This window comes from Nocardia sp. NPDC050717 (genome assembly GCF_040654275.1).
Classification (GTDB): domain Bacteria; phylum Actinomycetota; class Actinomycetes; order Mycobacteriales; family Mycobacteriaceae; genus Nocardia.
The window spans coordinates 24,285-50,031 of the sequence record NZ_JBFAHR010000025.1 but is presented as its reverse complement, the minus strand read 5'-3'; the positions used below and the strand labels follow the sequence as shown (position 1 = coordinate 50,031).

Here is a 25,747-nt window from a genome sequence, read left to right as displayed (position 1 = left end):
CTACCCGGGGGCGTGGCGCTGCCCACGAAGGAGCAAGCCACGGTGCCTGATCGGCGGGACCAAGGGGCCGCGACCTCGAGCGCGCCAGCGCTCCAACCAACACTGGCAGACTGGGACCGTGAGAGAAAAGCCCGCGGTTCTCCCCCGCGGACCACTACGCCCCATCGAGCTGGCCACCGGCGCTGTCATGGCCGGGCTGACCGTCGGCCTGATCACCATCGGTTCCCTGGTGCCGATGGCGGCGGCCCTGCAGCTGGTCGCTGCGGTCCCGCTCGGACTGCTCGCGCACCGCTACCGCCTGCGCGCGCTGGTCACCGCGACCATCGCCGCGGGCCTGGTCACGTTCGTCGCCGCGGGCATCATGCCCGCGCTCGGGGTGTTCGGGGCCGCCACGATCGCGGGCATCATCGGCATCGTGAAGCGGCGCGGGGGCGGGCTGCTCGCGGTGCTGGCGCTCTCGATCGTGGCCGGGGTGGCGTGGGGGCTGTTCTCGGTGGGCATGCTGCTGGTCTTCGCCCGCACGCGGGAGCTGTTCTTCGAGGCCATCCGCAACACCGCCAAGGGCATCCAGAACCTGGCCGCGCGCCAGGCGGCGCTGGAACCGCTCGGCCGGGCGGCCGCCGACCTCACCGAGGCGTTCCTGCGCTGGTGGTGGGTCTATCTGGGCGGCTCGGTCGCGCTCGGCGTCGTCGCGAGCGGCTTGGTGTCCTGGTTCGTGCTCGGCTCCGTGCTCGATCGGCTGGCCTGGCTACCCGGCAGCGACCGGCTCGACGCGCCTGCCGACGACCGCGCGGTCGGCCCGCTGCCGGTCACCCTGCACGGCGTGGGCTACCGGTACGAGGGCGCGGGCGCCGACGCACTGTCCGGCATCGACCTGACCATCCGGCCCGGCGAATTCGTCGCCGTGGTCGGGCACAACGGCTCGGGCAAGTCGACGCTGACGCGGGTGCTGGCGGGCAGGCCGCCCACGACGGGCGCGGTCAGCAGGCCGGGCTCGGCCGGGCTCGGTGAAGTGGGCGGCACCGCGCTGGTGCTGCAACGGCCGGAGAGCCAGACCCTCGGCGTCTCCGTGGCCGACGACGTCGTCTGGGGCCTGGCGGCGGAACGGGCCTCCGAGGTGGACGTCGACGCGCTGCTGGCCGAGGTCGGCCTCGACGGCATGGGCCGGTTCGAGACCGCGACCCTGTCCGGCGGCCAGCAGCAGCGTCTCGCCGTGGCGGCCGCGCTGGCCCGGCGGCCCGCGCTGCTCATCGCCGACGAGGCGACCTCGATGATCGATCCCGACGGCCGCCGCGACCTCGTCGCCCTGCTGGCCGAGCTGCCGCGCAAGCACGGGACCGCGGTGGTCCTGGTGACCCACCACGAGGCCGACGCCGACGCCGCCGACCGGGTGATCCACCTGGCCGGTGGCCGCGTGGTCGACCACCTGGCGAGCTGGCCGCAGCCCGCCCGCGACCCGCGCCGCCGCCCGATGGGCCCACCGATCCTGGAACTGACCGAGGTGCGCCACACCTACAACCGCGGCACGCCGTGGGAGGCGCCCGCCCTGCACGGCGTCGACCTGTCGGTGCGCCACGGCGAGGCCCTGCTGATCGTCGGCGGCAACGGCTCCGGCAAATCGACGCTGGCCTGGATCATGGCCGGGCTCATCGCGCCGAGCTCCGGGCGCTGCGAGCTGCGTGGCGATCCGGTCGACAAGCAGATCGGCCGGGTCGCGCTGGCCTTCCAGCACTCGCGGCTGCAGTTGCAGAAGCAGACCGTCGGCGCCGAGATCGCCGACTGGGGCGGCCGCGCCACCGGCTCCGGCGCGGTCGGCCAGGCGCTGGACGCGGTCGGCCTGGACCGGCGGCTGGCGGCACGCTCGATCGAGACGCTCAGCGGTGGCCAGGCCAAGCGGGTCGTCCTCGCGGCCATGGTGGCCAGCCGTCCCCAGGTGGTGGTGCTGGACGAGCCGCTGGCCGGGCTCGATCCGCACGGGCGCGCCGAGATCGTCGAGCTGCTCGCCCGGCTCCGGGATTCGGGGCTGACCCTCATCGTCATCTCGCACGACGTCGCCGACATCGCCGCCGTGTGCGACCGGACGGTGCACCTCAACGCGGGTGTGCTGGAGGCGAGCGCGGTGCGCGGCGGAGTCCGCGCGGAGCAGGCGCCGTTCGGCGCCGCGGCGCCACGCAGGCGCGGGTTCGGCGACGAGGGCCCGAGCCCGGCGCCCGCGAGCCCGATCGACCGGGCGATGCCGGAAGGTGGTCGGTGATGAGCACGGTCCTGCTCCGTGAGGTTCCCGTCGACAGCGTCGTGCACCGCCTGTGGGCGGGCACCAAGATGATCGCCGCGTTCCTGATCAGCTTGCTGCTGATGTTCCTGCCGTCGTGGCCGGTGCTCGGCGTGATGATCGGCTTCCTCGTCGTGATCTGGGTGCTGGCCCGGCTGCCGTTCGGCGCGCTGCCCCGCCTGCCCTGGTGGTTCTGGGGCCTGGTGGTGCTCGGCGGCCTGATCAACGCGCCGATCGGGACGAAGGCGGTGCTCGGCTACGCCCAGGTCTTCGTCTTCGGCATGGTGCTGGTGGCCGCGTCGTTCCTGATCGCCTACACGACGCCCATGGGCGAGGTGGCGCCCGCGCTCGCGAAACTCGGTGCGCCCCTGCGTAAGTTGCGCCTTCCGGTGGACGAGTGGGCCGTGGTCGTCGCGCTCACCCTGCGTGGGCTGCCGCTGCTGCTCGACGAGATCCGGGTGCTGCGGGCGGCGCGCAAGCTGCGCCCGAAGGACGACCTGCTGCACCGCGCCGCCGACAACCCGCTCATCGACATCCTCACCGCCTGCATGGCGGTGTCGACCCGGCGCGCGGGCGAACTCGGCGAGGCGATCACCGCCCGCGGCGGCACCGGCATGCTCACGGCCCACCCCAGCGCCCCGACCAGGCGCGATGCGGTCGCGCTCGGCGTGGTGATCGCAGTGTGCGCCGGCGCGATCGCCCTGAGCGTCGCGCTGTGACAGCACACAGCGAACCATAGCGAATAACTCTCAATAATTTTAGGTTTAAAATTCAAATTCACTGTTCGGCAACCCTCGAGGCGACTATGGTTCAACTCGGAAACCGAGCTGGACCGCTTCACGCGCCGCCGCAACGCTTCTCGGGGGAAGCCACACGATCTTCGGCGCCTTCGTTTGGGCATGTCATACACCTGATGAACCAGATGGGAACGTTCACATGATCATCCGCAAGATCGCCGCCGCGGCGATCCCGATCCTCGCGGCGGCACTGGTCGGTACCGGAGTCGCACACGCCGAGCCGGTCGCCCCTGACGTCGAATTCCGCACCGAACTCATCGGCAACACGGTCGTCACCACCCTCACCAACGGCACCTTCACCATCGACGGCGGCAAGGTCGATGTCCGCGATCAGGCGGGCGCCACGCTGGTCTCGCTGCCGCTGTCGGTGCGCGACGGCGCGCTGGAATACCCGCTCCCGCACAAGCTGCGCGAGGACAGCCGGGTGCTCGAGCTGACCGCGGTCAAAGACGTCGCCGCCGCGCGGCCGAACCTGACGCCGGTCGCCTCCCCCGCCGAAAACTACGCCGCGCAGGCCAATTTCGCGTCCACCTTCGGGCTGGCCACCGCGATCGGCAGCTTCGTCGGCATGGCCATCGGCGCTGTGATCGGCCTCGTGGTCGGCGCCGCGGCGGGCGGCATCGGCGCTCTGCCCGGCTTCATCACCGGCGCCACCGTCGGCGGGATCATCGGCACCATCGTCGCGGGTGGCCCCACCCTGGTGGTCGCCGGCATCGATCTGATCAACACCCTCGCCGCGCCGCCGGGCACCACCCGGTGGGCGCAGCAGGCCAACTAGTCTGCGCGAGAACCGGATTGCCGTCGCATCGGCGCCTACACTGGCGCCGGTGCGACAAGGCAACGGACTCGACATCCCGGTAGAACTCGGCGATCTGTGCGCCCCCGACCGGATGGCGCTGATCGTCTACGACATGCAGGTCGGCGTGCTCGGCCAACTGCCCGACGGCGGCAAGCCGATCGTCGATCGGGTGGTGCGCGTCGTCGAAGCCGCCCGCGCCGCCGGGTATCCGATCATCTTCCTGCGCCACTTCTTCCCGCCGCGCCGCCTCTCCGGCGTGTACGCCATGCGGCTGCTGATGGGCTGGCAGCAGGCCGAATCCCTGGACGACGTGCAGTTCATCCTGCAGCGTGACACCCCGCCCTTCGAGCTGGTGCCGGAACTGGTGCCGCGCGCGGACGAACTCGTGCTGGACAAGATGACGATGTCGGCGTTCGAGGGCACCCCGCTCGCGAGTCTGCTGCGCGACCTGCGGATCGGCGCCTACGCCATCGCCGGAGTGGCACTGGAGATCGGCATCGCGCCGACCGTGGCGCATTCCACCGACCTGGGCTTCATCCCCGTGGTGATCAGCGACGCCTGCGGCGGCCGCGACGAGCCGGGGATCGCCAGGGCCTACGAGGAGTTCGCGTTCCAGGGCAACGCACTGGTCACCGACGTCGCGACGATCACCGGCCTGATGGCCGGGAAATGACGGACGGGCAAATTCTCAGCGTGCCGAATCGGCGGGCCGGGGACGACCGGCCCGCCGGGGCAACTCAAGCCTGATTACGGACGGCGTTCTTCGCCGCCTCCTGCGCGGAGTCGACCTGTCCGGCGAACTTGCCGCCGGTCTTCTCGTCCACCACGTCACCGGCTTTCTCGATGACGTTGTCGACCTTGTCCGCGTGCTGGGCAGCCATGTCCATCGCCTTGCCCGCCAGGTTCTTGAAATCCACCGTGCACTCCTCGCTGATTCGAACCGCGTCCAACGCGATCAGCCTAGCAACTGCGCAGCTTTCACGGGCGGGTCAGACCGTCCCACACCGGATGCCAGAGCCGGCCGGTGTCGGTCCACGCCTGGAAGCGCACGGTGCCGGTGAGTTTCGGGGTCACCCACTCGGCGTCGTGGCGCTCCTCGGCGGTCATCTCGTTGACGAACGGCGAGGTCTCGCGACGCAGGCGCCGCAGTTCCGTCGCGAGCCTGCGGGACTGCTCGGCATCGAACCCGGTGCCCACCCGGCCGACGTAGACGAGGCCGTTCTCGTGCGGGATGCCGAGCAGCAGCGACTTGAACTCGCGCTTGTCGCTGCGCCGCCAGCCGCCGAGCACGACCTCCCGCGAGCGCCAGTTGCGCTGCTTGAGCCAGGTCTGCGCGCGCTTGCCCGGCTGATACACCGAGTCCCTGCGCTTGGCGACGATGCCCTCCTGCTCCTGCTCACGGCTCACCCGCAGGGCTTCCGCTCCCGAACCCGCCAGCAGCGGAGCGACATTCAGCGACGGCGCCAGCCTGCCCAGCGCCTCGAGCACCGCGCGCCGGTCGCTGTACTTCTTGCGCAGCAGCGAGGTGCCGTCCAGGTGCAGCACGTCGAAGGCGATGAACACCGCCCGCGCCGAATCCGCTTGCAGCGCGGAGATGTCGGAGATCCCCCGGTCGTCGAAGACCACCGCCTCACCGTCGAGCACCACCCGGTGCCCGGCCAGTTCCGTGCCGAGCGCGGCCAACCGCGGGTATCTGGCCGTCACGGTGTTGCCCGCGCGGCTGCGCACCGTGACACCGTCGTCGTCGACCTCGACGATCACCCGGAAACCGTCCCACTTGGTCTCGAAGGCCCACTCGTCGGCGGGCAGCGGCTCCACCTCGCCCGCGGTCGCGAGCATCGGCGACAGGCCACGCGGCAGCGCGCCGGAACCCTTGTCCACCATGGGTTCCCGCCGCGTCTGATCGCGCATGTAGTGCATCAGCCACTGGTCGCCGTTGGTCCGGATGAACGCGTAGCGACCGTGCAGGCGCTCGCCGTCGAGTTCGACGATCACCTCGTCCTCGCGCCACTTCTCCGTGAGATAGGTGCCCGAATCCCAGATGGTCATCTCGCCCGCGCCGTACTCGCCCTTGGGGATGGTGCCATGGAAGTGCAGGTACTCCAGCGGGTGGTCCTCGGTGCGCACGGCCAGGCGATTGTGCTTGGGCTCGGTCGGCGGCCCCTTGGGCACCGCCCACGAGGCGAGCACCCCCTCGCGTTCGAGGCGGACGTCGTAGTGCAGGCGGCGCGCGTGGTGCTCCTGGACGACGAAGCGGTCACCGGGACCGGGTTCCGGCGACCCGGCGGGCACCGGCTCCGGGGTACGCGCGGGATCGCGCATGCTGCGGTATTTGGTGAGCGCGTCCGGGCCGCTCGGCAGCGGCGGGTCGAGCTCGGCCAGCAGGTCGCCGTCGGCGCGCCAGCGCGCGAGCACCTCGTCGAACCGCAACTGGCGCAACGACTTCGCGTCCTCGATCTCGGCCCAGGTGCGCGGCGCCGCGGCGTTCGGCTCGGCGCGGCCGCGCAGCGAGTACGGGGCGATGGTGGTCTTGGCGGCGTTGTTCTGGCTCCAGTCGAGGAAGACCTTGCCCTTGCGCACCGCCTTCGCCATGGTGGCCGTCACCAGATCCGGGTGCAGCGCTTCGAGATTCGTCGCCACCTGCTTGGCGACCGTCGAGGCGCCGCGCGAACTCACCTCCCGGTCCAGCGGCACGTAGAGGTGAATTCCCTTGCTACCGCTGGTCACCGGAAAGGCCCGCATTCCGATCTCGGCGACCATGTCACGCACGGCGAGCGCGACGCGCGCGCATTCGACGAGCCCGGCGCCGGGCCCAGGGTCGAGATCGAAGACGATCCTGGTGGCCGGGCCGCGCTGATCGCCGTCGAAACGCCATTGCGGCACATGGACTTCCAGCGCCGCCTGCTGGCCGAGCCAGGCCATCCCCGCCTCGGAGTCGATCAGTGGATACACCACTTTGCGGCTGGAATGCTCCATCGCACGGCGCTGGATCCAGGCGGGCGCGTGCTCGGGCAGGTTCTTCTCGAAGAAGTCGACGGCCTCGACGCCGTTGGGCCACCGCTTCCTGGTGACCGCGCGTCCCGCGATGTGGGGCAGCATCGCCTCGGCGATCGCCGAATAGTAGGCGATCACCTCACCCTTGGTCGTCCCGGTCTCCGGGTACAGCACCTTGTCGAGGTTGCTGAGCTCAACCTCGATCTCCGGCTCACCCGGCGGACCCCGGAACTCCCGGCGGACCATCGACATGCTTCGGCGGCGGGGACCGTTCAGCTCCGGCCCCCGCGCACCGAATCAGGCCTGCGGTCCCGGATCTGTCGGAGCCGTGCCGCCGGGGGTGGCGCCCGGGTCGGTCTTCGGGGCCGCGCCGCCGGTGCCCTGATCGGTGCCGGACTGCGGAGGCACGACCTTCTTGGCCGCGTCCTTGCCCTTCTCGATCTTGTCGCTGTACTTGCCGCCGGTCTTCTCGTCGATGAACGTCCCGGCCTTGTCGACCGCTTCGTTGATCTTGTCGGCGTTCTGTTCGACTGTTTCCTTGCCCTTGCCGAGCAAGCCCTTCAAGGTGTCCACGAGACTCATCTGCCGATGTTCCTTTCCCGAGCTGGGTCAGTCACTCCACATCTTCCCACCACGAAACCCGTGGTGGGAGGTCATTCGGAACCACCCGCTCACCCGGCTTGGGGACAACTGTGCGCGTACCGGCCTCGGCCGCGGCCGCCAGCAGCCGCCGCACCGGCTCCGACCAGCCGTGGAACGCGAGATTGAACGTCGCCCAGTGGATCGGGACCAGCAGTCCGTAGCCGGCGTCACCGAGGCACAGATCGGCGTGCGCGCGCACCGCCTCCTCGGGATTCATGTGCACATCGGTCCAGCGTTCGTCGTAGGCGCCGATGGGCAGCAGCGTCAGATCGAAGGGGCCGAGCACGGCGCCCGCCTGCGCGAAGGCCTTGGTGTAGCCGGTGTCGCCGCCGAAATAGACGCGCTTGGTCGGCCCGGCCAGCGCCCACGACGCCCACAGCGTGGTGTTGCGGATCAGGCCGCGACCGGAGAAGTGCCGTGCCTCGGCGCAGGTGATGGTGAGGCCGCGATCGTCGTCGTCCTTGCCCAGGGAGACCGAACCGCCCCAGTCGAGCTCGATGATCCGGTCCTCGGGCACACCCCAGCGGCGCAGATGCGCGCCGATACCGGTGGGCACCACGAAGGGCGCGCGCTGGTCGCGGACGAGCTGGTCGACGGTGGGCTTGTCGAGATGGTCGTAATGGTCGTGCGAGATGATCACCGCGTCGACGGCGGGCACCGCCGCGGGATCACCGGGCAGCGGATGCAGCCGCGCCGGACCGATCGCGGGCGACGGCGAGACCCGCTCGCTCCACACCGGGTCGGCCAGCACGCGATAGCCGTCGAGTTCGACGAGCGCGCTCGCGTGCCCGTACCAGGTGACGGCCAGGGTCGCCGCCTCTTCCGGCGGCGCCGGCGTCACCAGCGGGACCGGCCGCGACGGCCTGCCGACGCGGCCCTTGGTGAGCCCCGACCACAGCAGCGACGGGGCCGCGCCTGGCGCGACCATGCTGCTCGGCTCGGTGTTGTGGAAACGGCCGTCGCGATAGGACGACTTGCCGAGCGCGGTCGGCGCGATCTCGGCCGGTCCGGCGCCGAGCGCGGTGGGCAGACCCCACACCGCGCGCGCCACCCAGGCGAGCCCGAGCGTGCTCGCCACCGACCCGGCCACGCGTGCGAGCCGCATCAGCGGCCCACGAATTTCGCCGGGCGCTTCTCCTGTCGAGCCAACCGGGCCTCCTTGGCGTCGTCGCTGGTCCAGGCCGCCTCGAGGGCGGCGCGCTGCTGGGCGCTCGCCGGGTCGCGGGTGCCGTCGTCGTTGAGCATGAGCTTCATCGCGCGTAGCGACAGCGGCGCCAGCGCGGCGATCGACTTCGCCCAGTCCTGCGCGTCGGCGAGGGTGCCGAGCTTGTTGGCGAAGCCGAAGGAGTAGGCGTCGGCGGCGCTCACCTGGTCGGCGGCGAGCAGGATCGTGCGGGCCGGGCCGCCGCCGATCAGCGAGACCAGGCGCGAGATCGTCCACCGGTCCACCGAGATGCCGAGCTTGGCGGCCGGGATCGCGATGAACGCGTCGGGCTCGATCACCCGCAGGTCCGAGGCCAGCGCGAGCTGCACGCCCGCGCCGAGCGCGCCGCCGTTGATCGCCGAGATCACCGGCACCGGAAGGGATTCGATCGTGTGCAGCATGTCGAGCAGGCCGTCGAGGAACGACTCGGAGTAGACCCCGGACAGATCCGCGCCCGCGCTGAAGATCGGGCCGCGGCCGGTGAGCACGATGACGCGCGCGCCCTGATCGACGGCGTCGAGCATGGCCGCGCGCAACTGACCGACCAGCTCCTCGTTGAGCGCGTTGCGCCGTTCCTCGCGCCGCATTTCGATGGTGATCACGTCACCATCGCGAGTCACGCCGAGCATGCATCCTCCCCAGAAGTACCGGACACCATGGATGTCTTCACTCTGCCACAGGCAGCTGACAACGCCCGGCAAGGCGATACCATCGGCGGCTGTGGCGACCGACTTCGACATCCTGGTGATCGGCGCGGGCCAGGCGGGACTCTCGGCCGGTTACCACCTGCGCCGCCTCGGACTCGTGCCCGAACGCGACTTCCTGATCGTCGACCACGCGCCCGGCCCCGGCGGCGCCTGGCAGTTCCGGTGGCCCTCACTGACGCTCACGACCGTGAACCGGGTGCACGACCTGCCCGGAATGTCGTTCGCGGAGACGCTGCCGCCCGGCTCGGAGTCCGCGCCGGCCGCCACCGCCGTACCGCACTACTACGAACTCTACGAAAAGCGCTTCGACCTGCGCGTGCACCGGCAGGTGACGGTACAGGTGGTCTGCGATCGCACCGCGGACGGGCAGGCCTGCGACGGTCGTGGCGAGGTGCTGCACGTCGAGACCGAGGGCGCGGGGACCCTGCGCACGCGCGGGTTGATCAACGGCACCGGCACCTGGGAGCACCCGTTCATCCCGGTCTACCCGGGCGCGGACACCTTCACGGGCAGACAGCTGCACACCCGCGACTATCGGTCGGCGGCGGAGTTCGCGGGCAAACACGTGGTGATCGTCGGCGGCGGCATCTCGGCGGTGCAGTTGCTCGACGAGATCTCTCAGGTGACGTCCACCACATGGGTCACCAGGCGCGAGCCGGTGTTCCGCGCCGAGCCCTTCCGGCCGGAGGACGGACGGGCCGCCGTGGCGATCGTGGAAGACCGCGTGCGCCGCGGGCTGCCGCCCGGATCGGTGGTCTCGGTGACCGGTCTGCCGCTCGACGCCCGCCTGCGCGCGGCCCGCGACCGGGGCGTGCTCGACCGGCAGCCGATGTTCGCACGGATCGAGCCCGCCGGGGTGCGCTGGGCCAACGGCCGGTTCCAGGCGGCCGATGTCATCCTGTGGGCCACGGGGTTTCGCAGCGCGCTCGATCATCTCGCGCCGCTGCGACTGCGCGGACCGGGCGGCGGCATCACCATGACCGGGCGGCTGGCCACCCAGGTCGAGGTCGACCCCCGGGTGCACCTGATCGGCTACGGGCCCTCGGCGAGCACGATCGGCGCGAACCGGGCGGGCCGGGCCGCGGCCGTGGAACTGACCGAATACCTGGGGATCAGTCCAGACCGGCGCTGAAGGTGGCCGGGTCGGGGCCGACCCTGGTGCCCGCGTCGAGGCGGCTGATCGCCTCCATCGCAGGCCCGTCGAGTTCGAACGAGAACACGTCGAAGTTCTCGGCGATGCGCGAGGGCGTCACCGACTTCGGGATCACGATGTTGCCCAGCTGCAGATGCCACCGGATGATGACCTGCGCGGGCGTGCGGTCGAGCTCCTTGGCGACGGTGACGATCGTCGGGTTGTCCAGCAGGGTGCCCTGCCCAAGCGGGCTCCACGCCTCGGTCGCGATCGCGTGGTTGGCGTCGTATTGCCGCAGTTCACGCTGGCCGAGGGTGGGGTGGAGTTCGATCTGGTTGACCGCGGGGGTCTCGCCGGCCTCCGCGATCAGGGTCTCCAGGTCGATCACGCGGAAGTTCGACACCCCGATCGAGCCGACGCGCCCCTGCGACTTGAGCGCCTGGAAGGCGCGGAAGGTGTCGACGAAGCGGCCCGCCGAGGGCACCGGCCAGTGGATCAGGTACAGGTCGAGATAGTCCAGGCCGAGGCGGTCCATGCTGGCGTCGAAGGCGCGCAGCGTGCTGTCGTAGCCCTGCTCGGCGTTCCACAGCTTGGTGGTGACGTAGATTTCGTCGCGGGGGATCCCCGAGGCCTTGATGGCGCGGCCTACGCCTTCCTCGTTGCCGTAGACCGCTGCCGTGTCGATGCTGCGGTAGCCGACCCGCAATGCCTCGGCCACCACGGGCGTGACGTCGTCCTCCGGTACCTGGAAGACGCCGAAGCCGAGCTGTGGGATGACGTTCCCGTCGTTGAGCACGATGGTGGGAACAGGGCTGCCTGCGCTTCGGAAGGTCACCCTTCCGACGGTAGAAGTGCTTCGCCGTACCGTCAATGACGGCTCACTCGCGTGTTTCCCCAGGTGCCGAATCGGGTAGGAACCGGGGCGCGGGTCAGGGAGCGACCCCTATCAGGCCGATTCGGCGGTATCTGGCGTGCCGCAGCGCGCGCAACTCCGCCGTCGGCGTGGCGCGCAGGCCTGCCAGTTCCTCGGTGACGGCGAGCACCATCCGCCGGGCGAACGCGACGGGCTCGTCGGCGGCGTCGGGGTATTCGTCGACGATCCGGTCGACCACGCCGTCGGCGCGCAGGTCGTCGGCGCCGATGCGCTGCGCGGCGGCCAGTTCGGGCGCGTGCTCGGTGTCGCGGAAGACGATGGCGCTCGCGCCCTCGGGCGGCAGCGGCGCCAGCCAGCCGTGCCGGGCGGCGAGTACCCGATCGGCCGGCAGCAGCGCCAGCGCGCCGCCGCCGGTGCCCTGGCCGAGCAGGATCGAGACGGTCGGGGTGTCGAGGGTGACCAGGTCGGCCAGGCAGCGGGCGATCTCCGGGGCGAGACCGCGTTCCTCGGCCTCCTTGGACAGTGCGGCACCGACGGTATCGATCACCAGCACCAGCGGCAGGCGCAGTTCGCCCGCCAGCGCCATCGCCCGGCGCGCCTCCCGCAGCGCGGCGGGACCCATGGTGTGCTCGCCCTCCTGGCCGGAGCGGTCGTGCCCGAAGACGACGCAGGGCTGTCCGCCGAATCTGGCCAGAGCGAGCACCACCGTGCGATCGGACTCGCCCTGTCCGGTGCCGCTGAGCGGAACCCGTTGGGTGACATGACGGAGCAGGTCGCGGATGCCAGGGCGGCCGGGCCGCCTGGTACTGAGCACCGCGTCCCACGCGGTGGTCTCGCCTCGGGTCACGTGGCGCGGATTGCGCACCGGCGCGGCCCAACCCGGCTCCGCCTCGGTCGGCAGGACGACACCGCTCGCGACACTCAGCGCCCGATTCGCGATGCGGCGGAACACCTCCACCGGGACGACGCCGTCGATCACGCCGTTGCGATACAGATTCTCGGCGGTCTGCACGCCGGGCGGAAAAGGCCTGCCGTACAAGGCTTCGTATACGCGCGGGCCGAGAAAGCCGATGAGCGCACCGGGTTCGGCGAAGGTGATGTGCCCCAGCGAGCCCCACGACGCGAACACCCCGCCCATGGTGGGATCACGCAGGTACACCAGGTAGGGATGGCCCGCCGCCTTGTGGACCGCGACCGCCCCGGCGATCTTCACCATCTGCACGAAAGCGACTGTGCCCTCCTGCATCCGGGTACCGCCCGAGGTGGGCGAGGCGATCAGCGGGAGGCCGAGCTCGGTCGCCCGCTCCACCGCCGACACGATCCGCTCGGCCGCCGCCACCCCGACCGAACCGGCCAGAAACGCGAATTCACAGGCGATCACGGCGACGCGGCGCCCCCGCAGCAGCCCCTCCCCCGTGCGCACCGACTCGTCGACACCGGCGCGCTCGGCCGCCGCCGCCAGCTCCGCGCGGTAGCGCGGGGAGACCGGCGGCTCGACCGGCGGACGGTCCCAGCTCAGGAACGAATCGGGGTCGAGCAGCTGCCCGATCAGGTCATTCGCCGACATGCGCACGCGGTGAGCGTAACCGCCGCGGTGCGGACGCACGGTGACGACAGCACGGCGATCTGTTCGAGATTCTTGACATCTTGTTGGGTTTTTACAACACTTCATTGTGTGAGCCCAGTCAGACGAGGGGAAACCCTCCCGATCTTCAATCGCATCGCGGTGCTCCGCGCCGAACATCGGATGAGCAGGGCGGCACTCGCCGAGGCCGTCAACGTGAACGTTCAGACCATCGGCGCACTCGAACGCGGCGACCACTATCCGAGCCTCGACCTGGCCCTGCGCATCTGCGATGTGTTCGAGCTCCCGGTGGAGGCGGTCTTCTCCCGCACCGAATTCGGCCCGCTCTCGGCCGAGCTGTACCCACGGACGAAAGGCGGCACGCCATGACGAGCACGACCGGACTGCTGGACCGCTACCAGAACTACCGGGTCAAGCGCTGGCTCGTGCAGGAGCAGCGGACCGCGGGCATGCTGAAAGACTGGCGGCCGCAACGTCGTCGGCGCAGGCTCGTGGTCGGAGTGGTCGTGGCGCTGACCGGGCTCGCCGTCGCGGGCGTGCTGTGCGCGTTCGACCTGCGGACCGTGTCGATCACGGTCGCGATGATCTCCCTGCTGCTCTTCCTGCCCGCCTGGACCATGCTCCGCATCGCCGGCGACGGTCAGGACCACGCGCCCGCGGAAATGCTCGACGAATTCGAGATCGCCGAACGCAACAAGGCACGCTCGATCGGCCTGGCACTCACCCAGTCCCTGACCATGCCCGGCCTGTTCTTCCTGATCTTCGCCGGCGCGTTCGCCCCGGAGGCCGACGCCTATCGCACCGCCTACGCGGGCGGGCTGATGCTGCTGGCGGCCATCATGGCAGGCGGCTGCGCCCCGGCCATGATTCTCGGCTGGACACGACCCGACCCGGATCCGGAACCCTGATCCACCACACCGAACGAGTGCGGGGCTGCGGCCTTCATCGCGGCAGCCCCGGCTCGCCTCAGTAGCCCTGCATCACCTTGCGGAGGGCGTACTCGGTGAGGGAGACCAGCGCCTGCTTGGCGGGTTCCCGGCGGCGGGCGTCGATCGACATGATCGGCACGTCGGCGGGCACGGCCAGGGCCTGGCGGATGTCCTCGAGTGGATACTTCGGCGCGTCGTCGAACTCGTTGAGCGCGACCAGGAACGGCAGGCCGCGCGCTTCGAAGTAGTCGACAGCGGCGAAGCTGTCTTCCAGCCTGCGGGTGTCGACGAGCACCACGGCGCCGATGGCGCCGCGGATCAGGTCGTCCCACATGAACCAGAACCGGTACTGGCCCGGCGTACCGAACAGGTACAGGACCAGGTCGTCGGCGAGGCTGATGCGGCCGAAGTCCATCGCCACCGTGGTGGTCGACTTCATCGGAATGCCGGTCAGGTTGTCGATTCCGGTACTGGCGTTGGTGACCAACGCCTCGGTGCGCAGCGGAACGATCTCCGACACCGCACCGACCAACGTGGTCTTACCGACACCGAAGCCACCGGCGACAACGATCTTCGCCGAAGTCGGCTTGCTCGTGCGGGTGTCGACCTGCGCCGTCGAATCAAATACGCCGGAGTCCACTGAGAACCCTTTCGATCAGCTCGCGACGTTCATCGTCGCTGGAATCGTCTTTCAAAGTCGCCGAGACCCGGACATGACCGGCCTCGATGAGGTCGGCCACGAGTACTCGCGCCACCCCGATCGGGATACCCAATTGGGCGGCTATCTCGGCGACGGACGGCGATTGCCTGCACAACTCCACGATGGACGTCTCGAGGTTGTTCAGTTCGAACTGCCGCTCCATGGCGACCGGATGCGATGCAACGAGGGCCTCCAACGCCAACTCGACCGCCGGCCTGGTGCGGCCGGCAGTCAGCGAGTACGGGCGAACGAGACTCGGCTCGGCGCTCCCCATGCGGTGATCGTCTATGTCCATCCCACCATCAGGAACCCATCGTGACGCGTGGCGTGGCCTGGACGGTCTGGCCCACACGCTCGACCAACAGAGCCATTTCGTAGCCGACCTGACCGATGTCGCACGACGTGTTGGTCAGGACCGCCAAGTAGGACCCGTCACCGACTGCCATGAGCAGCAGGTAGCCGTGCTCCATCTCGACGACGGACTGCAGTACCGTACCGCCTTCGAACAGATTCGACACGCCGACGGAAAGGCTTGCCAGGCCGGCGGTCACGGCGGAGAGCTGCTCCGCGCGGTCCACCGGGAGCTGGGCACTCGCGGCCATCAGCAGGCCGTCAGCCGAGACCAGGACGGCATGGGCTACGCCAGGAACCTCGTTGGCGAAGTTCGAAACCAGCCAATCCAGCTGACGGTTCGTACCACCTAGATCGGGGTTCATCGGTCTCCTTTATCTCCGGTTAGGTTCATTGCCTTCATTGCGCGGCCATCCCGGACGCCCTGCTGGTGACGACTCAAGCTGGACCTGATCGTTTCGGGATCACGGTGCGGGGTGCTGCCTGCCTTACCGCTGACACCACCGGGCACGAGCCTGCCGCCCGGATTGCGCTGAGGCAAGCCGGCAGCGGTTCGCACCTCTGCTTGCGCCTCGCTGGCCCGGCGAGCGGCCTGCCATCCTTCGTCACCGGGTGATTCGAAGGCAGCGGCCATCTGGGACCGGTCGGAATTCTCATCCGAGAGCCACGCAGACATCATCTCCGCGAAGATCGGCGTTCCGCCCATCACGGAATCGCCCTCCGGTGCCGGCTGCAACCTGGTCTGGAAGAACGACGCAGCCTTGGCCGGGTTGGACCGGAAACTGTGCCGACCCGGATCACGCCCTGCCGACGCAGCGTTATCCGGCTCCGCAGGATCCCGATCCCGTTGCGGCAGAGCCACTCCTGGGCCGGCTGTCGCCTGCGGTACCACAGTAGCGCCGGGATCGCGCTGCGGCAGCCCAATCGGGCCTGCCGGACGCGACGGTGTGCCGTTGGGCGCCTCACGCTGCGGCAATCCGGCGGCCGGGGCGCGCTGCGGCAGGCCCGAATCGCCCGAATCACGCTGCGGCGCAGGAACACCCGACTCACCGCGCTGGGGCAGACCGTTGGCCGGACGCTGGCCTGCGGCGGATTCACGCTGCGGCAGACCACCCGGCTGGCCACCGCGCTGCGGCAGGCCGGTCGACGGATCACGCTGCGGCAGACCACCGGTCTGCTCGCGCTGCGGCAGGCCACCCGAGGGATCGCGCTGCGGCAAGCCGCCGGTCTGGTCCCGCTGCGGAAGCCCGCTCGACGGATCACGTTGCGGCAGACCGCCGGTCTGCTCGCGGTGCGGCAGACGCGGCGCCGGATCACGCTGCGGCAGGCCGTTGGACGGCGAGCGCTGGGGCAGGCCGGTCGACGGATCACGCGGCACGGGGCCCGAATCGCGCTGCGGCGCACCGTTGCCCGCCGGGTCGCGCTGCGGGAGCCCGGTGGCCGGGTCGCGCTGCGGGAGGCCGCCGGTCTGCTCGCGCTGCGGCAGGCCGTTCGCGGGGTCACGGTGCGGCAGACCACCGGTCTGCTCGCGCTGCGGGAGCCCGCTCGACGGGTCACGCTGGGGCAGACCACCGGTCTGGTCCCGCTGGGGTAGGCGGTTGGACGGATCGCGCTGCGGCAGGCCCGCGGACGGGTCACGCGGCGGCGCGCCGTTGGCACCGGGCGAGCGCTGCGGCAGACCACCCGCGGCGCTGTCGCGCTGCGGCGGCGCCGTGTCACGCGGCGGCTGGGCCTGATCGCGCGCCGGAGCGCCGTTGGCGCCCGGCTGACGCTGCGGCAGGCCACCGGCCAGCGACTGCGGCGCACCGGCGGGCTTGGGATCGCCGGGCTGACCCGGCGCGGCACCCTGCGGGCCCTGGGGACGCTGCGGCCCACCGGGGCCACCAGGACCACCGGGCGTGACATTGCGCTTGGGCAGCGCGGCGGCGGCGAGCTTGCCGCGCTGCGGCACATTGCCCTGGCCGGGCGCGGCCGGACGCAGCGTCGGCGACGACTGCTCGGCCGCGTCCTGCTGCAGGCCCTGCGCCATCGAGTTGCCCGGCTGACGCTGCGGCAGGCCGCCCGCGCCGTTCGGGATCGGGCCGCTGCTCACGCCGGGATCGACGGTGACCATCATGTTGCCGCCCGGCGTCCGGGTGATGGCACGGGTCTGCATCGTGCTCGGCTGGTTCTGCGGGTTCGGCCGCTGCGGCTGCTGCGGCGCGCTCGGCTGCGGCTGCTGCTTGGCCAGGGCCGGGCCACCGGCGCCGGTGACGATCAGGCCGACCGGCACGTGCACGGTGACGGTGACGCCGGGATCGCGCGCGGTGTCGAAGGTCGGCCGCAGCCGCACGGTCAGCCCGTGCCGCTCGGCGAGCCTGCCGACCACGAACAGACCCATGTGGCGCGCGGTGTCGGGACCGGGCTCGGCGGTCTGCTCGAGCCTGCGGTTGATGTCGGACATCTCCGCGGGCGGCATGCCGATACCGCGGTCGGCGACCTCGATCAGCAGACCCTGATCGTGGGCCTGGGCGAAGGTGAACTTGACGTCGGTCTCCGGCGGGGAGGCGCGCAGCGCGTTGTCGAGCAGCTCGGCGAACAGGTGCGCCATGTCGGAGGCGGCCGGTTCCACCAGCGAGCCGCGCGGGGTGGCGCCGAGCTTGACGCGCTCGTAGTCCTCGACCTCGGAGATCGCGGCACGCAGCACGTCGGCGATCTCGACCGGGGCCGACTTGGTCCTGCGCTGCTTCGTACCGGCGAGGATGAGCAGGTTGTCGCCGTTACGGCGCATGCGGGCCGCGAGGTGGTCGAGGCGGAAGAGGTTCTCGAGCAGGCGCGGGTCCTTCTCGTCGTACTCCATCGCCTCGATGAGGGTGAGCTGATGGTCGACGAGCGACTTGGAGCGCCGGGCCAGGGTCTCGAACATGTCGTTGACCTGCGAACGCATCTGCGCCTGATCGCTCGCCAGGCGCAGTGCCTGACCGTGGATGTCGTCGACGGCGCGGGCGAGCTGACCGATCTCCTCGGCCGAGCGCACCGGCATCGGCTCGAGCGGCACGTCCTCGGGGGCGGCGCCGTTGCGGAGCTGGGCGACCTCGTGCGGCAGATCGGATTCGGCGACGCGCAGCGCGGCCAGGCGCAGGCGGTGCAGCGGCACGATCATCGAGCGGGCGACGAACACCGCGAGCAACAGCGCGGCGAGGATGGTCGCGATGACGACGCCGGTGTAGGTCCAGGCGCCGGTGGCGGCCGAGGACGTGAGGTCGTCCATCAGGACCTCGATGGCCTTGCTGGACTCGTCGACGACGCCCTGGTAGGCCGCGAGGCTGGTGTAGAGCGAGGTTCGCATCTCACCGATGGGCAGCTTGCCCGCCTGCACGTCCGGGCCGGTGACGAGGTTCTGCCTGGTGTCGGCCTGTGCCTTCAGCTCGGCGATCACCGGATCGCCGTCGGGCAGGCGGTTGGCCAGCACGTCGAGCATGTGCCGCTCGGTGGCGACACCGGTGAGGTAGTCCTGCGGGCCGTTCGGCAGCCCGCGCAGCATCTCGGAGATCGCGGCCAGCTGGCTCACGAGCACGGAGCGGGTGTTCAGGGTGTCGACCAGGCGCAGCTTGGCCGTGTCCATCACCGGGTCGCTGACCTGCGCGACGGTGGTCTCCACGACGCTGACGCTGTCGCGGCGCATCTGGTCGACCCCGGCCAGCGCCGGTTCGGCCGAGGAGGTGAGCGCCTTGCCCTGCGCGCGCACCGCCTTGGCCTGCTTGACCATGCGTTCGAGCGAGGAGTGCGCCTCCGGCAGGTCGACCAGGCGACCCAGCGAGGTCTCGGCCGCGCCGATGGCGGTGTCGAGGTCGGTGAGGTCCTGGTCGGTGACCAGGGTCGCGCCGCCACCGGCCGGCACCATCTGGCTACCGGCGACCTTCGCGGTCATCGCGCTCAGCCCGGTGACCGACGGAATCGTGTCTACCTGCTCATTGATGCTCGACAGCCGGTTGGCTTCCGAGAACTCCGAGGTAATTCTCGACACGCCGAGCCCGACCGCGACCGCGAGCGGCACGGCCAGCACGGCCGTAACCTTCCAACGCAGGTCCCAGTTGCCGAGCGCCCAGCGCTTGCTGCCGGACCTAGCGGCGTCACGCATCTCCCACTCACTTTCCAAACTGGCCTCGTGCCTTGGCGCCATCAGCGAACCTCCACAGGCGCAATGGTGGCTCGCCAGAGTGACTGGCCGAGAACTGCGGCTGGCCGAGAAATTGCGTCTACGACTGCCCGAATAAGTGACAACAGATTCTAACGGATCAATAACTTCTTGGCTGACTCCCGGTCGAGGTCCGCGCGATGACCTGCCCGTTCCAGGCAAAACCAAAGGTCGCGGCACCCCATCGGGTGTCGCGTGAAGTCTGCCACAATCATCTGGATCTATCGAGCGGGCATCGAAGCGAGGCTAGGGAGTCACGGGTTTGGACACCGAACACGAGTACAGACCGGTCTATCAGACCAGTCTGGTCGATCCCGCCGACTTCTGGTCCGTCGCAGCTCAGGCCATCGAGTGGGATGTGGAGCCGGAGCAGATCCTCGACGCCGCCGACAAGCGCGCCGCCCGCTGGTTCCCCGGCGCCCGCCTCAATACCAGCGTCAACGCGCTCGACCGGCATGTGCGAACCGGCCCCGTCGCCGAGGGCGGGCGCGCCGATCAGGCCGCTCTCATATATGTCTCCGCTATGACGGACACCACCTCCGTCTACACCTACGCCGAACTGCTCGACGAGGTCGCCCGGTTCGCGGGCACCATGCGCGATCTCGGTGTCACGGCGGGCGATCGGGTGGTGATCTACCTGCCGATGATCCCCGAGGCCGTGATCGCGATGCTGGCCTGCGCGCGGATCGGGGCCGTGCACTCGGTGGTGTTCGGCGGTTTCGCCGCGCCCGAGCTGGCCGCCCGCATCGACGACGCCGAGCCGGTGCTGGTCGTCACGGCCTCCGGTGGGCTGGAGCCGAACCGGCGCGTCGAGTACCCGCCGATCGTGCTGCAGGCGCTCGATCTGGCCGAGACCACCTCGGTGCGCACGGTGATCGTCAAGCAGCGGGCCGACTTCCCGACCATCGAGTTCGCCGCCCCGCAGCCCGCGACCGAGGTGCTGCCGTCCTCGGAGCAGACCGTCGCGGCTCGCTGGGTCGACTGGGACGCCACCGTGGCCGGGGTGGAGCCGGCCGAGCCGGTCTCGGTCGCCGCGACCGACCCGCTCTACATCCTCTACACCTCGGGCACCACCGGGAAGCCGAAGGGCGTGGTGCGCGACAACGGCGGCCACGCGGTCGCGCTGTCCTGGTCGATGCGCAACATCTACGACGTGGGGCCCGGCCAGGTGTTCTGGGCGGCCTCCGATGTCGGCTGGGTCGTCGGCCACTCCTACATCGTCTACGCGCCGCTGCTCGTCGGCGCCACCACCGTGCTCTACGAGGGCAAACCCGTCGGCACCCCCGACGCGGGCGTGTTCTGGCGGATCATCGACGAGCACGACGTGCGGGTGCTGTTCACCGCACCGACCGCGCTACGCGCGATCCGCCGCGCCGACCCGGAGGCCGCCGCGGCACACCGCTACGACCTGTCCCGGCTGCGCGCGCTGTTCTGCGCGGGCGAGCGGCTCGACCCGGCCACCTTCGAGTGGGCGTCGGACACCCTGCTCGCCGAGCACCCGGACACGCCGGTGGTGGATCACTGGTGGCAGACCGAGACCGGCTGGCCGATCTGCGCCGACCCGCTCGGCCTGCAGGAACTGCCGGTCAAGCCCGGTTCGTCGTGCGTGCCGGTGCCCGGCTACCGGCTGCGGGTGCTCGACGCGAACGGCAATCCGGTGGCCACCGGGGTCGAGGGCAACATCGTCATCGGCCTGCCACTGCCGCCCGGCGCGCTGACCGGCCTGTGGCGCGACCGCGACCGGTTCGTCCGTTCCTATCTGTCGGCGTTCCCCGGCCACTACCTCACCGGCGACTCCGGCTACTTCGACGAGGACGGCTACCTCTACGTCCTCGGCCGCAGCGACGACGTGATCAACATGGCCGGGCACCGGCTCTCCGCGGGCAGCATCGAGGCCGCGATCGCGGGGCACGAGGCGATCGCCGAATGCGCCGTCATCGGCGTTCCCGACGAGCTCAAGGGCCATCTTCCGCTGGCGTACGTGGTCCTCAAGCAGGGTGTGGAGGTCGACCCGGAGCAGTTGCGCGAGGAGCTGGCCGAGCGCGTGCGCACCCAGATCGGCGCCATCGCGACCCTGCACAGCGCGATCATCGTCACCGGTCTGCCCAAGACCCGCTCGGGCAAGATCCTGCGCAAGACCATCCGCCAGCTCACCGCGGGTGAGCACGTGGAGACGCCGGCCACCATCGAGGACCCGGCCGTGCTCACCGCGCTGGCCGATCGCATCCTGGCCAATCCCCCGCTCGGCGCGCCCGCCGCGCCAGGGCAGGAGGCGGGCGAGCGCGACGGTGACCCGGTGGCGCCGACGCCCTGACGCCGCCGGGGTCCACGGCGAAATACCATGGCGTCCGTGACCGAACGCGCCGCCGCCACCGTCCTCGTCGTCGACGACGATCCCGATGTCCTCGCCTCGGTCGAACGCGGGCTGCGGCTGTCCGGCTTCCAGGTGCTCGTCGCCCGCGACGGCGCCGCGGCGCTGCGCTCGGTCTCCGAGCACGCGCCCGACGCGGTGGTCCTCGACATGAACATGCCGGTGCTCGACGGCGCCGGGGTCGTCACGGCCCTGCGCGCGATGGGCAACGACGTGCCGGTCTGCGTGCTCAGCGCCCGCTCCTCGGTGGACGACCGGATCGCCGGACTCGAGTCCGGCGCCGACGACTATCTGGTGAAGCCGTTCGAACTGGCCGAGCTGGTGGCCAGGATCCGCGCTCTGCTGCGCCGGCGCACCGATACCGCGGAGCCCGCGGCGCCCGGCACGATCACCGTCGGCCCGCTGCAGATCGATGTGGCCGGGTATCGCGCGCTGCTGCACGGCCGGGAAATCGAGCTCACCAAACGCGAATTCGAATTGCTCTCGACGCTCGCCAGGAATGCGGGTGTGGTGCTGACCAGGGAGCGGCTGCTCGAATTGGTGTGGGGTTACGACTTCGTCGCCGATACGAATGTCGTCGACGTGTTCGTGGGATATCTGCGCCGCAAACTCGAAATAGATGACACGCCAAGGATTCTGCACACGATCCGGGGCGTGGGGTTTGTGCTCCGGGAAGCCAAATGAGTCCCGAGCTTTCATCGAAAGTTCATCGGAGACAATCGTTTTCGTTGCGCTCTCGCGTCGCGGGGGCGGCCGCCGCCGGCGCGGTGATCATCGTGACGATCGCCGCGCTCGTCGGATTCCAGGCCATCGAACGCAACAATGTGACCCAGACCGATCAGCAGCTCGAGATCGCCTCGCGGATCGTGCTGATCGAACCGGTGCTCGCGACGGGATTCGTCAACCTCACCGGGCTGCAGAACACCATGGCGCTCACCGTGCGCGACAACGGCCAGGTGACCGCGTCGAGTTCCACCCAGCTCCCCGACTTGCCGCCGGGCTCACAGACCGTCGAGGTGAACGATCAGCCCTACCGGGTGCTCACCTCCACCGAGAACCAGCCGGCTGGACGCACCGTCTCCCTCGCCATCCCGACCACCGAGGCCGCCAAGGCCACCGCCGACCAGCAGCGCTGGGTGCTCGCCGGCGCGGCGATCGCCGTTGCGGCCGCGGCGGCGCTGGGCTGGCTGCTCGCCGGGCGGGCCGTGCGGCCGATCGTGAAACTCACCGAACAGGTCTCGGCGCGCAGCGGATTCGGCGACCCGGACACCTCGGCCCAGCCGGTCGACGGTTCCGGCGTCGACGAGGCGGTGAAACTGGCCGACGCCGTGAACACCATGCTGGCCCGCGTCGACGAGGCGCAGGCGGAGACCGCCGCGGCACTGGAGACGGCCCGCGACTTCGCCGCCGTGTCGGCCCATGAACTGCGCACCCCGCTGACCGCGATCCGCACCGACCTCGAGGTCCTGCGCACTCTCGACCTCACCGAGGCCCAGCGCCGCGAGATCCTCGACGACCTCGCCCGCAACGAGACCAGGATCGAGACCACGCTCACCGCGCTCGAGCGCCTGGCCCGCGGCGATCTCACCGCCGAGGCCGACCACGTGCCCACCGATGTGGCCGACCTCTGCGACCAGGCCGCGCACGACGCGATGCGGCACTATCCGGGCCTGTCGGTGCGCATCGAGACCGACGCCGAGCTCATCACTCTCGGCCTGCCCGCCGGGCTGCGGCTGGCCGTCGACAACGCGCTCACCAACTCGGTCAGGCACGGTGGCGCGACCCGCGCGGTCGTCTCGGCGCACCGCACCGGCGCCGACCGCATGGTCATCGCCGTCGACGACAACGGCTCCGGCGTGCCGCCCGCCGAACGCGAGGCCGTGTTCGCCCGCTTCGCCCGTGGCGTCAATGCCAGCAAGGGCGGCTCCGGCCTCGGTCTCGCGCTGGTCGCCCAGCAGGCCCAATTGCACGGCGGCAGTGCCCGTTTCGAGGCCAGCGGGCTCGGCGGGGCCCGGCTGGTGCTCGATCTGCCGATCCGCAGGCCCGACCGGACAGCGAAAAACCCCGCCTCCGAAGCGGAGACGGGGCCGTTCAGCTAACGCTCAGCGTCAGGGCAGGACCTGCGGCACCGACTCCGGGATCACCAGGCCGATGACGGCGCCGATCACGGCACCGGTCAGCGCCATGTTGATGATGCCGGGCACAGCACAGAACACGTAGCCGATGATGAACGCGGCCAGCGCCGGGATGCACAGGATCGCGGCGGCGATCGCACCGACGGTGGCGCCGGCGGCGGCGCCGTTCTGCACCGGATCGTGGTTGGCGGCCGACGGATCGGTCGCGATGTTCTTCAGCTCCGCGCTGGTGTCGGTGGACAGCTGCGGCGCCATCGCGAGGCTCTTGCCGTCCTCGGAGACCACCGAGGCGATCGCGACGGCGTTGCCGGTGGCCGTGGTGAACTTCAGCGGCACCTGGCCGACGACGGCGCCGGTACCCGAGACCACGGTGACGGCGTCGGGGGTGATCACGAACCGGCCGTTGTCCACGGTCGCGGAGATGCTGCGCAGATCCGGCGCGACGACCGTGCGGAAGTCGACGCCGTCAGCGGTGCCCGCGCTCGACAGGCCGGTGGCGATCTGCGCCTGCCGCTCGGTGTCGACGTCGGCCACCGCGGTGCCCGCGGTGACCAGCGAGGTGGCGACGACCAGCGGCAGCGCCGCGACCAGCGCGCGACGCGCGGAACGAATGATGTTGTGGTTGCCCATGTTCGATGTCTCCCTCCCGATGCCCCCGGTGAATCCCCGCAACCCCCGGACGAATCGAAAAAATTCTCGATGTCGATTGACTCGAGATTTGTACCGGATGTACCGGGACCACGAAAGCAGATGTGACGCACCACATATCGCGTGGAGGTTTGGTTGTCCCGCTCACCGGGAAGAGCCTTCCCCCGGCACACCGGCAGTTAACGCCGCGACGGCATCCTCACCGAACTCTCAGACCTCTCCCAATCCGCGCTGCGCACTGCCCCGATAGCGTCGCCGCCATGATCGGAAAACGTGCCCGAGTGGCCTGTCTCGTCGCCGCTGTCGCACTCACCGCGGGCGGAATCGCCGCGTGCGCAGGCGGCGGTGCGGCGCCGACCGGATACGCGTTGGTCAACGCCGACGCCGGGCCGACCGGAGCGCGCGTCGCCAAGGCCGTCGAGGAGGCAGGCGGCTACGAGTGGACGGTGGCGAAACCCGGTGAGATCGATCCGGCCGACTACGCCGCGGTGATCACCCTGCCCGAGAACCTCACGGCGTCGATGGCCACCCTGGCCACGCCGCAACCCCAGCGCGCCAAGGTCACCGTCGCCGCGCACGACGGCGCCGACGAGGGCGAGGTGAACGGGGCCGTCGCCGCCGTCACCCACCGGATCGGCGCGTCCGGGGTGGATGCCGCGCTGGCGGCCGTGGCGCAGGCGCGCAACCAGATGACGTCGGTGCAGTTCACCGCGCAGCTGCTCAGCGCCGGGGTGAACGCGGCCGCCGACGGCGCGGCGCAGTTCAGCGGCGGCGCCGAGGAGATGCTCGGCTTCCTCGACTTCGCGAAACAGGGTGCGGGCGAGCTCACCTCGGCCATCGAGCTGCTCAACCAGACCGTCGACGGGGCGACCACGCAGGCGAATCAGCTCGCCGACGCGCTGGGCGCCACCGGCGTCACCATCGCCGAGGTCGAGCGCAGCGCGGGCGCCATGAGCGCCGGTCTCGACCAGATCCTGCCGCTGCTGCGCGCCCTGCCGTTCGCCGGCGATCCGCAGCTGGCCGACATCATCACCAAACTCGAAGCGCTGCGCGGTATTTCGAGCCAGGCGGGCAGCCAGCTCACCGGCCTCGCCGAACTGACCGGGGCCGCCGTTGATCCCGGCACCGACCTGGGCACCCTGCTGCGCACCGTGGTCGCCCGCCTCGACAGCGCCCGCGTGCAGCTCAGCCAGGGCGCCGAACTCGCCAAGGGCCTGCCCGCCCTCGCCGACCAGGGCGGCGCCCAGGTCGCCTCCGCCATCGAACAGATGACCACCGGCGTCGGCGCCCTGCAGAACATCGTCGGCAACCTCAACACCCAGACCGGCAAGGCCATCGAAGCCCTCCCACCCCTGGGCCAGGCCCAGCAATCCGCCCTCGCCCTCGCCCTCACCGACCCCGTCGAGGTCGTCCACGAATAGCGTCAGGGG

Annotated in this window: 22 protein-coding genes and 1 pseudogene; 11 read left to right on the top strand and 12 right to left on the bottom strand. The window is 70.5% G+C overall.

Annotated features, from left to right (window positions below; genetic code table 11):
- Window positions 1–118: 118 nt before the first annotated feature.
- From AB0H56_RS30670 to AB0H56_RS30655, 4 genes are all read left to right on the top strand, one after another.
- On the top strand, window positions 119–2,254 hold the full coding sequence (locus AB0H56_RS30670) for an ATP-binding cassette domain-containing protein (protein WP_357169890.1): 2,136 nt from the start codon (window positions 119–121) through the stop codon (window positions 2,252–2,254).
- Window positions 2,254–2,991: an energy-coupling factor transporter transmembrane protein EcfT gene (locus tag AB0H56_RS30665; RefSeq protein WP_357169888.1), complete on the top strand. Its 738-nt coding sequence runs from the start codon at window positions 2,254–2,256 to the stop codon at window positions 2,989–2,991. Before AB0H56_RS30670 ends, AB0H56_RS30665 begins: the two co-directional genes overlap by 1 nt.
- A 217-nt stretch (window positions 2,992–3,208) precedes the next feature.
- Window positions 3,209–3,847, top strand: a complete 639-nt coding sequence (locus AB0H56_RS30660) for an ammonium transporter (RefSeq protein ID WP_357169885.1) — start codon at window positions 3,209–3,211, stop codon at window positions 3,845–3,847.
- A 49-nt stretch (window positions 3,848–3,896) separates the two neighbouring features.
- Window positions 3,897–4,541 carry an isochorismatase family cysteine hydrolase gene (locus AB0H56_RS30655; RefSeq protein WP_357169882.1) on the top strand — a complete coding sequence of 215 codons (645 nt, stop codon included), beginning with the start codon at window positions 3,897–3,899 and terminating at the stop codon, window positions 4,539–4,541.
- A 64-nt stretch (window positions 4,542–4,605) separates the two neighbouring features.
- Here the strand turns inward: AB0H56_RS30655 and AB0H56_RS30650 are convergent, their stop codons facing one another.
- The 5 genes and pseudogenes from AB0H56_RS30650 to AB0H56_RS30630 form a co-directional block, all read right to left on the bottom strand.
- Window positions 4,606–4,785: an antitoxin gene (locus AB0H56_RS30650; protein ID WP_110037289.1), complete on the bottom strand. Its 180-nt coding sequence runs from the start codon at window positions 4,783–4,785 to the stop codon at window positions 4,606–4,608.
- Window positions 4,786–4,846: 61 nt separating this feature from the next.
- Window positions 4,847–7,108: an ATP-dependent DNA ligase gene (locus tag AB0H56_RS30645; protein WP_357169879.1), complete on the bottom strand. Its 2,262-nt coding sequence runs from the start codon at window positions 7,106–7,108 to the stop codon at window positions 4,847–4,849.
- Window positions 7,109–7,258: 150 nt separating this feature from the next.
- Window positions 7,259–7,444: pseudogene (locus AB0H56_RS30640) on the bottom strand (antitoxin); the annotation flags it as partial.
- 31 nt (window positions 7,445–7,475) lie between these two features.
- Window positions 7,476–8,609 (bottom strand): MBL fold metallo-hydrolase, encoded by a 1,134-nt coding sequence (locus AB0H56_RS30635; protein WP_357169876.1) that lies wholly within the window; start codon window positions 8,607–8,609, stop codon window positions 7,476–7,478.
- Window positions 8,609–9,337 (bottom strand): enoyl-CoA hydratase, encoded by a 729-nt coding sequence (locus AB0H56_RS30630; protein WP_357169873.1) that lies wholly within the window; start codon window positions 9,335–9,337, stop codon window positions 8,609–8,611. Before AB0H56_RS30630 ends, AB0H56_RS30635 begins: the two co-directional genes overlap by 1 nt.
- Window positions 9,338–9,428: 91 nt before the next feature.
- On the opposite strand from AB0H56_RS30630, the gene AB0H56_RS30625 reads away from it, so the two are divergent.
- A complete protein-coding gene (locus tag AB0H56_RS30625) occupies window positions 9,429–10,547 on the top strand; it encodes an NAD(P)-binding domain-containing protein (protein WP_357169870.1) in 1,119 nt (372 codons plus the stop codon).
- Here AB0H56_RS30625 and AB0H56_RS30620 read toward each other — a convergent pair.
- Window positions 10,528–11,382, bottom strand: coding sequence for an aldo/keto reductase (locus AB0H56_RS30620; RefSeq protein WP_357169867.1), 855 nt, complete (start codon window positions 11,380–11,382; stop codon window positions 10,528–10,530). The genes AB0H56_RS30625 and AB0H56_RS30620 overlap by 20 nt on opposite strands.
- Before the next feature lie 94 nt (window positions 11,383–11,476).
- Window positions 11,477–12,988, bottom strand: coding sequence for a carboxyl transferase domain-containing protein (locus tag AB0H56_RS30615; protein ID WP_357169896.1), 1,512 nt, complete (start codon window positions 12,986–12,988; stop codon window positions 11,477–11,479).
- Window positions 12,989–13,096: 108 nt separating this feature from the next.
- Here AB0H56_RS30615 and AB0H56_RS30610 point away from each other — a divergent pair, with 108 nt between their 5' ends.
- Together AB0H56_RS30610 and AB0H56_RS30605 are read left to right on the top strand one after the other, a co-directional pair.
- Complete coding sequence (locus tag AB0H56_RS30610; protein WP_357169864.1) at window positions 13,097–13,375, top strand: helix-turn-helix transcriptional regulator; 279 nt, start codon at window positions 13,097–13,099, stop codon at window positions 13,373–13,375.
- A complete protein-coding gene (locus tag AB0H56_RS30605) occupies window positions 13,372–13,914 on the top strand; it encodes a hypothetical protein (RefSeq protein ID WP_357169861.1) in 543 nt (180 codons plus the stop codon). The genes AB0H56_RS30610 and AB0H56_RS30605 overlap by 4 nt, the downstream gene beginning before the upstream one ends.
- A 58-nt stretch (window positions 13,915–13,972) precedes the next feature.
- Here AB0H56_RS30605 and AB0H56_RS30600 read toward each other — a convergent pair whose 3' ends face one another.
- Genes AB0H56_RS30600 through AB0H56_RS30585 form a run of 4 tightly spaced genes read right to left on the bottom strand, consistent with a single transcriptional unit; the run spans window position 13,973 to window position 19,106 of the window.
- Window positions 13,973–14,575, bottom strand: a complete 603-nt coding sequence (locus tag AB0H56_RS30600) for an ATP/GTP-binding protein (protein ID WP_019044951.1) — start codon at window positions 14,573–14,575, stop codon at window positions 13,973–13,975.
- Window positions 14,556–14,930, bottom strand: coding sequence for a DUF742 domain-containing protein (locus AB0H56_RS30595; RefSeq protein WP_019044950.1), 375 nt, complete (start codon window positions 14,928–14,930; stop codon window positions 14,556–14,558). Before AB0H56_RS30595 ends, AB0H56_RS30600 begins: the two co-directional genes overlap by 20 nt.
- Before the next feature lie 7 nt (window positions 14,931–14,937).
- Window positions 14,938–15,351: a roadblock/LC7 domain-containing protein gene (locus AB0H56_RS30590; RefSeq protein WP_011207200.1), complete on the bottom strand. Its 414-nt coding sequence runs from the start codon at window positions 15,349–15,351 to the stop codon at window positions 14,938–14,940.
- Window positions 15,348–19,106 (bottom strand): ATP-binding protein, encoded by a 3,759-nt coding sequence (locus tag AB0H56_RS30585; RefSeq protein ID WP_357169857.1) that lies wholly within the window; start codon window positions 19,104–19,106, stop codon window positions 15,348–15,350. The genes AB0H56_RS30590 and AB0H56_RS30585 overlap by 4 nt, the downstream gene beginning before the upstream one ends.
- Window positions 19,107–19,425: 319 nt before the next feature.
- Between AB0H56_RS30585 and AB0H56_RS30580 the strand changes: the two genes are divergently transcribed.
- From AB0H56_RS30580 to AB0H56_RS30570, 3 genes are read left to right on the top strand one after another with little or no spacing between them, the layout of a single operon-like run.
- Complete coding sequence (locus tag AB0H56_RS30580; protein WP_357169854.1) at window positions 19,426–21,477, top strand: AMP-binding protein; 2,052 nt, start codon at window positions 19,426–19,428, stop codon at window positions 21,475–21,477.
- A gap of 27 nt (window positions 21,478–21,504) precedes the next feature.
- Complete coding sequence (locus AB0H56_RS30575; protein ID WP_357169851.1) at window positions 21,505–22,218, top strand: response regulator transcription factor; 714 nt, start codon at window positions 21,505–21,507, stop codon at window positions 22,216–22,218.
- Window positions 22,219–22,262: 44 nt separating this feature from the next.
- On the top strand, window positions 22,263–23,633 hold the full coding sequence (locus tag AB0H56_RS30570; protein WP_357169848.1) for a HAMP domain-containing sensor histidine kinase: 1,371 nt from the start codon (window positions 22,263–22,265) through the stop codon (window positions 23,631–23,633).
- Between the two features lie 9 nt (window positions 23,634–23,642).
- Here the strand turns inward: AB0H56_RS30570 and AB0H56_RS30565 are convergent, their stop codons facing one another.
- Window positions 23,643–24,299 (bottom strand): hypothetical protein, encoded by a 657-nt coding sequence (locus AB0H56_RS30565; protein WP_357169845.1) that lies wholly within the window; start codon window positions 24,297–24,299, stop codon window positions 23,643–23,645.
- A gap of 278 nt (window positions 24,300–24,577) precedes the next feature.
- Between AB0H56_RS30565 and AB0H56_RS30560 the strand changes: the two genes are divergently transcribed.
- Window positions 24,578–25,738, top strand: a complete 1,161-nt coding sequence (locus AB0H56_RS30560) for a hypothetical protein (protein WP_357169842.1) — start codon at window positions 24,578–24,580, stop codon at window positions 25,736–25,738.
- Window positions 25,739–25,747: the final 9 nt, after the last annotated feature.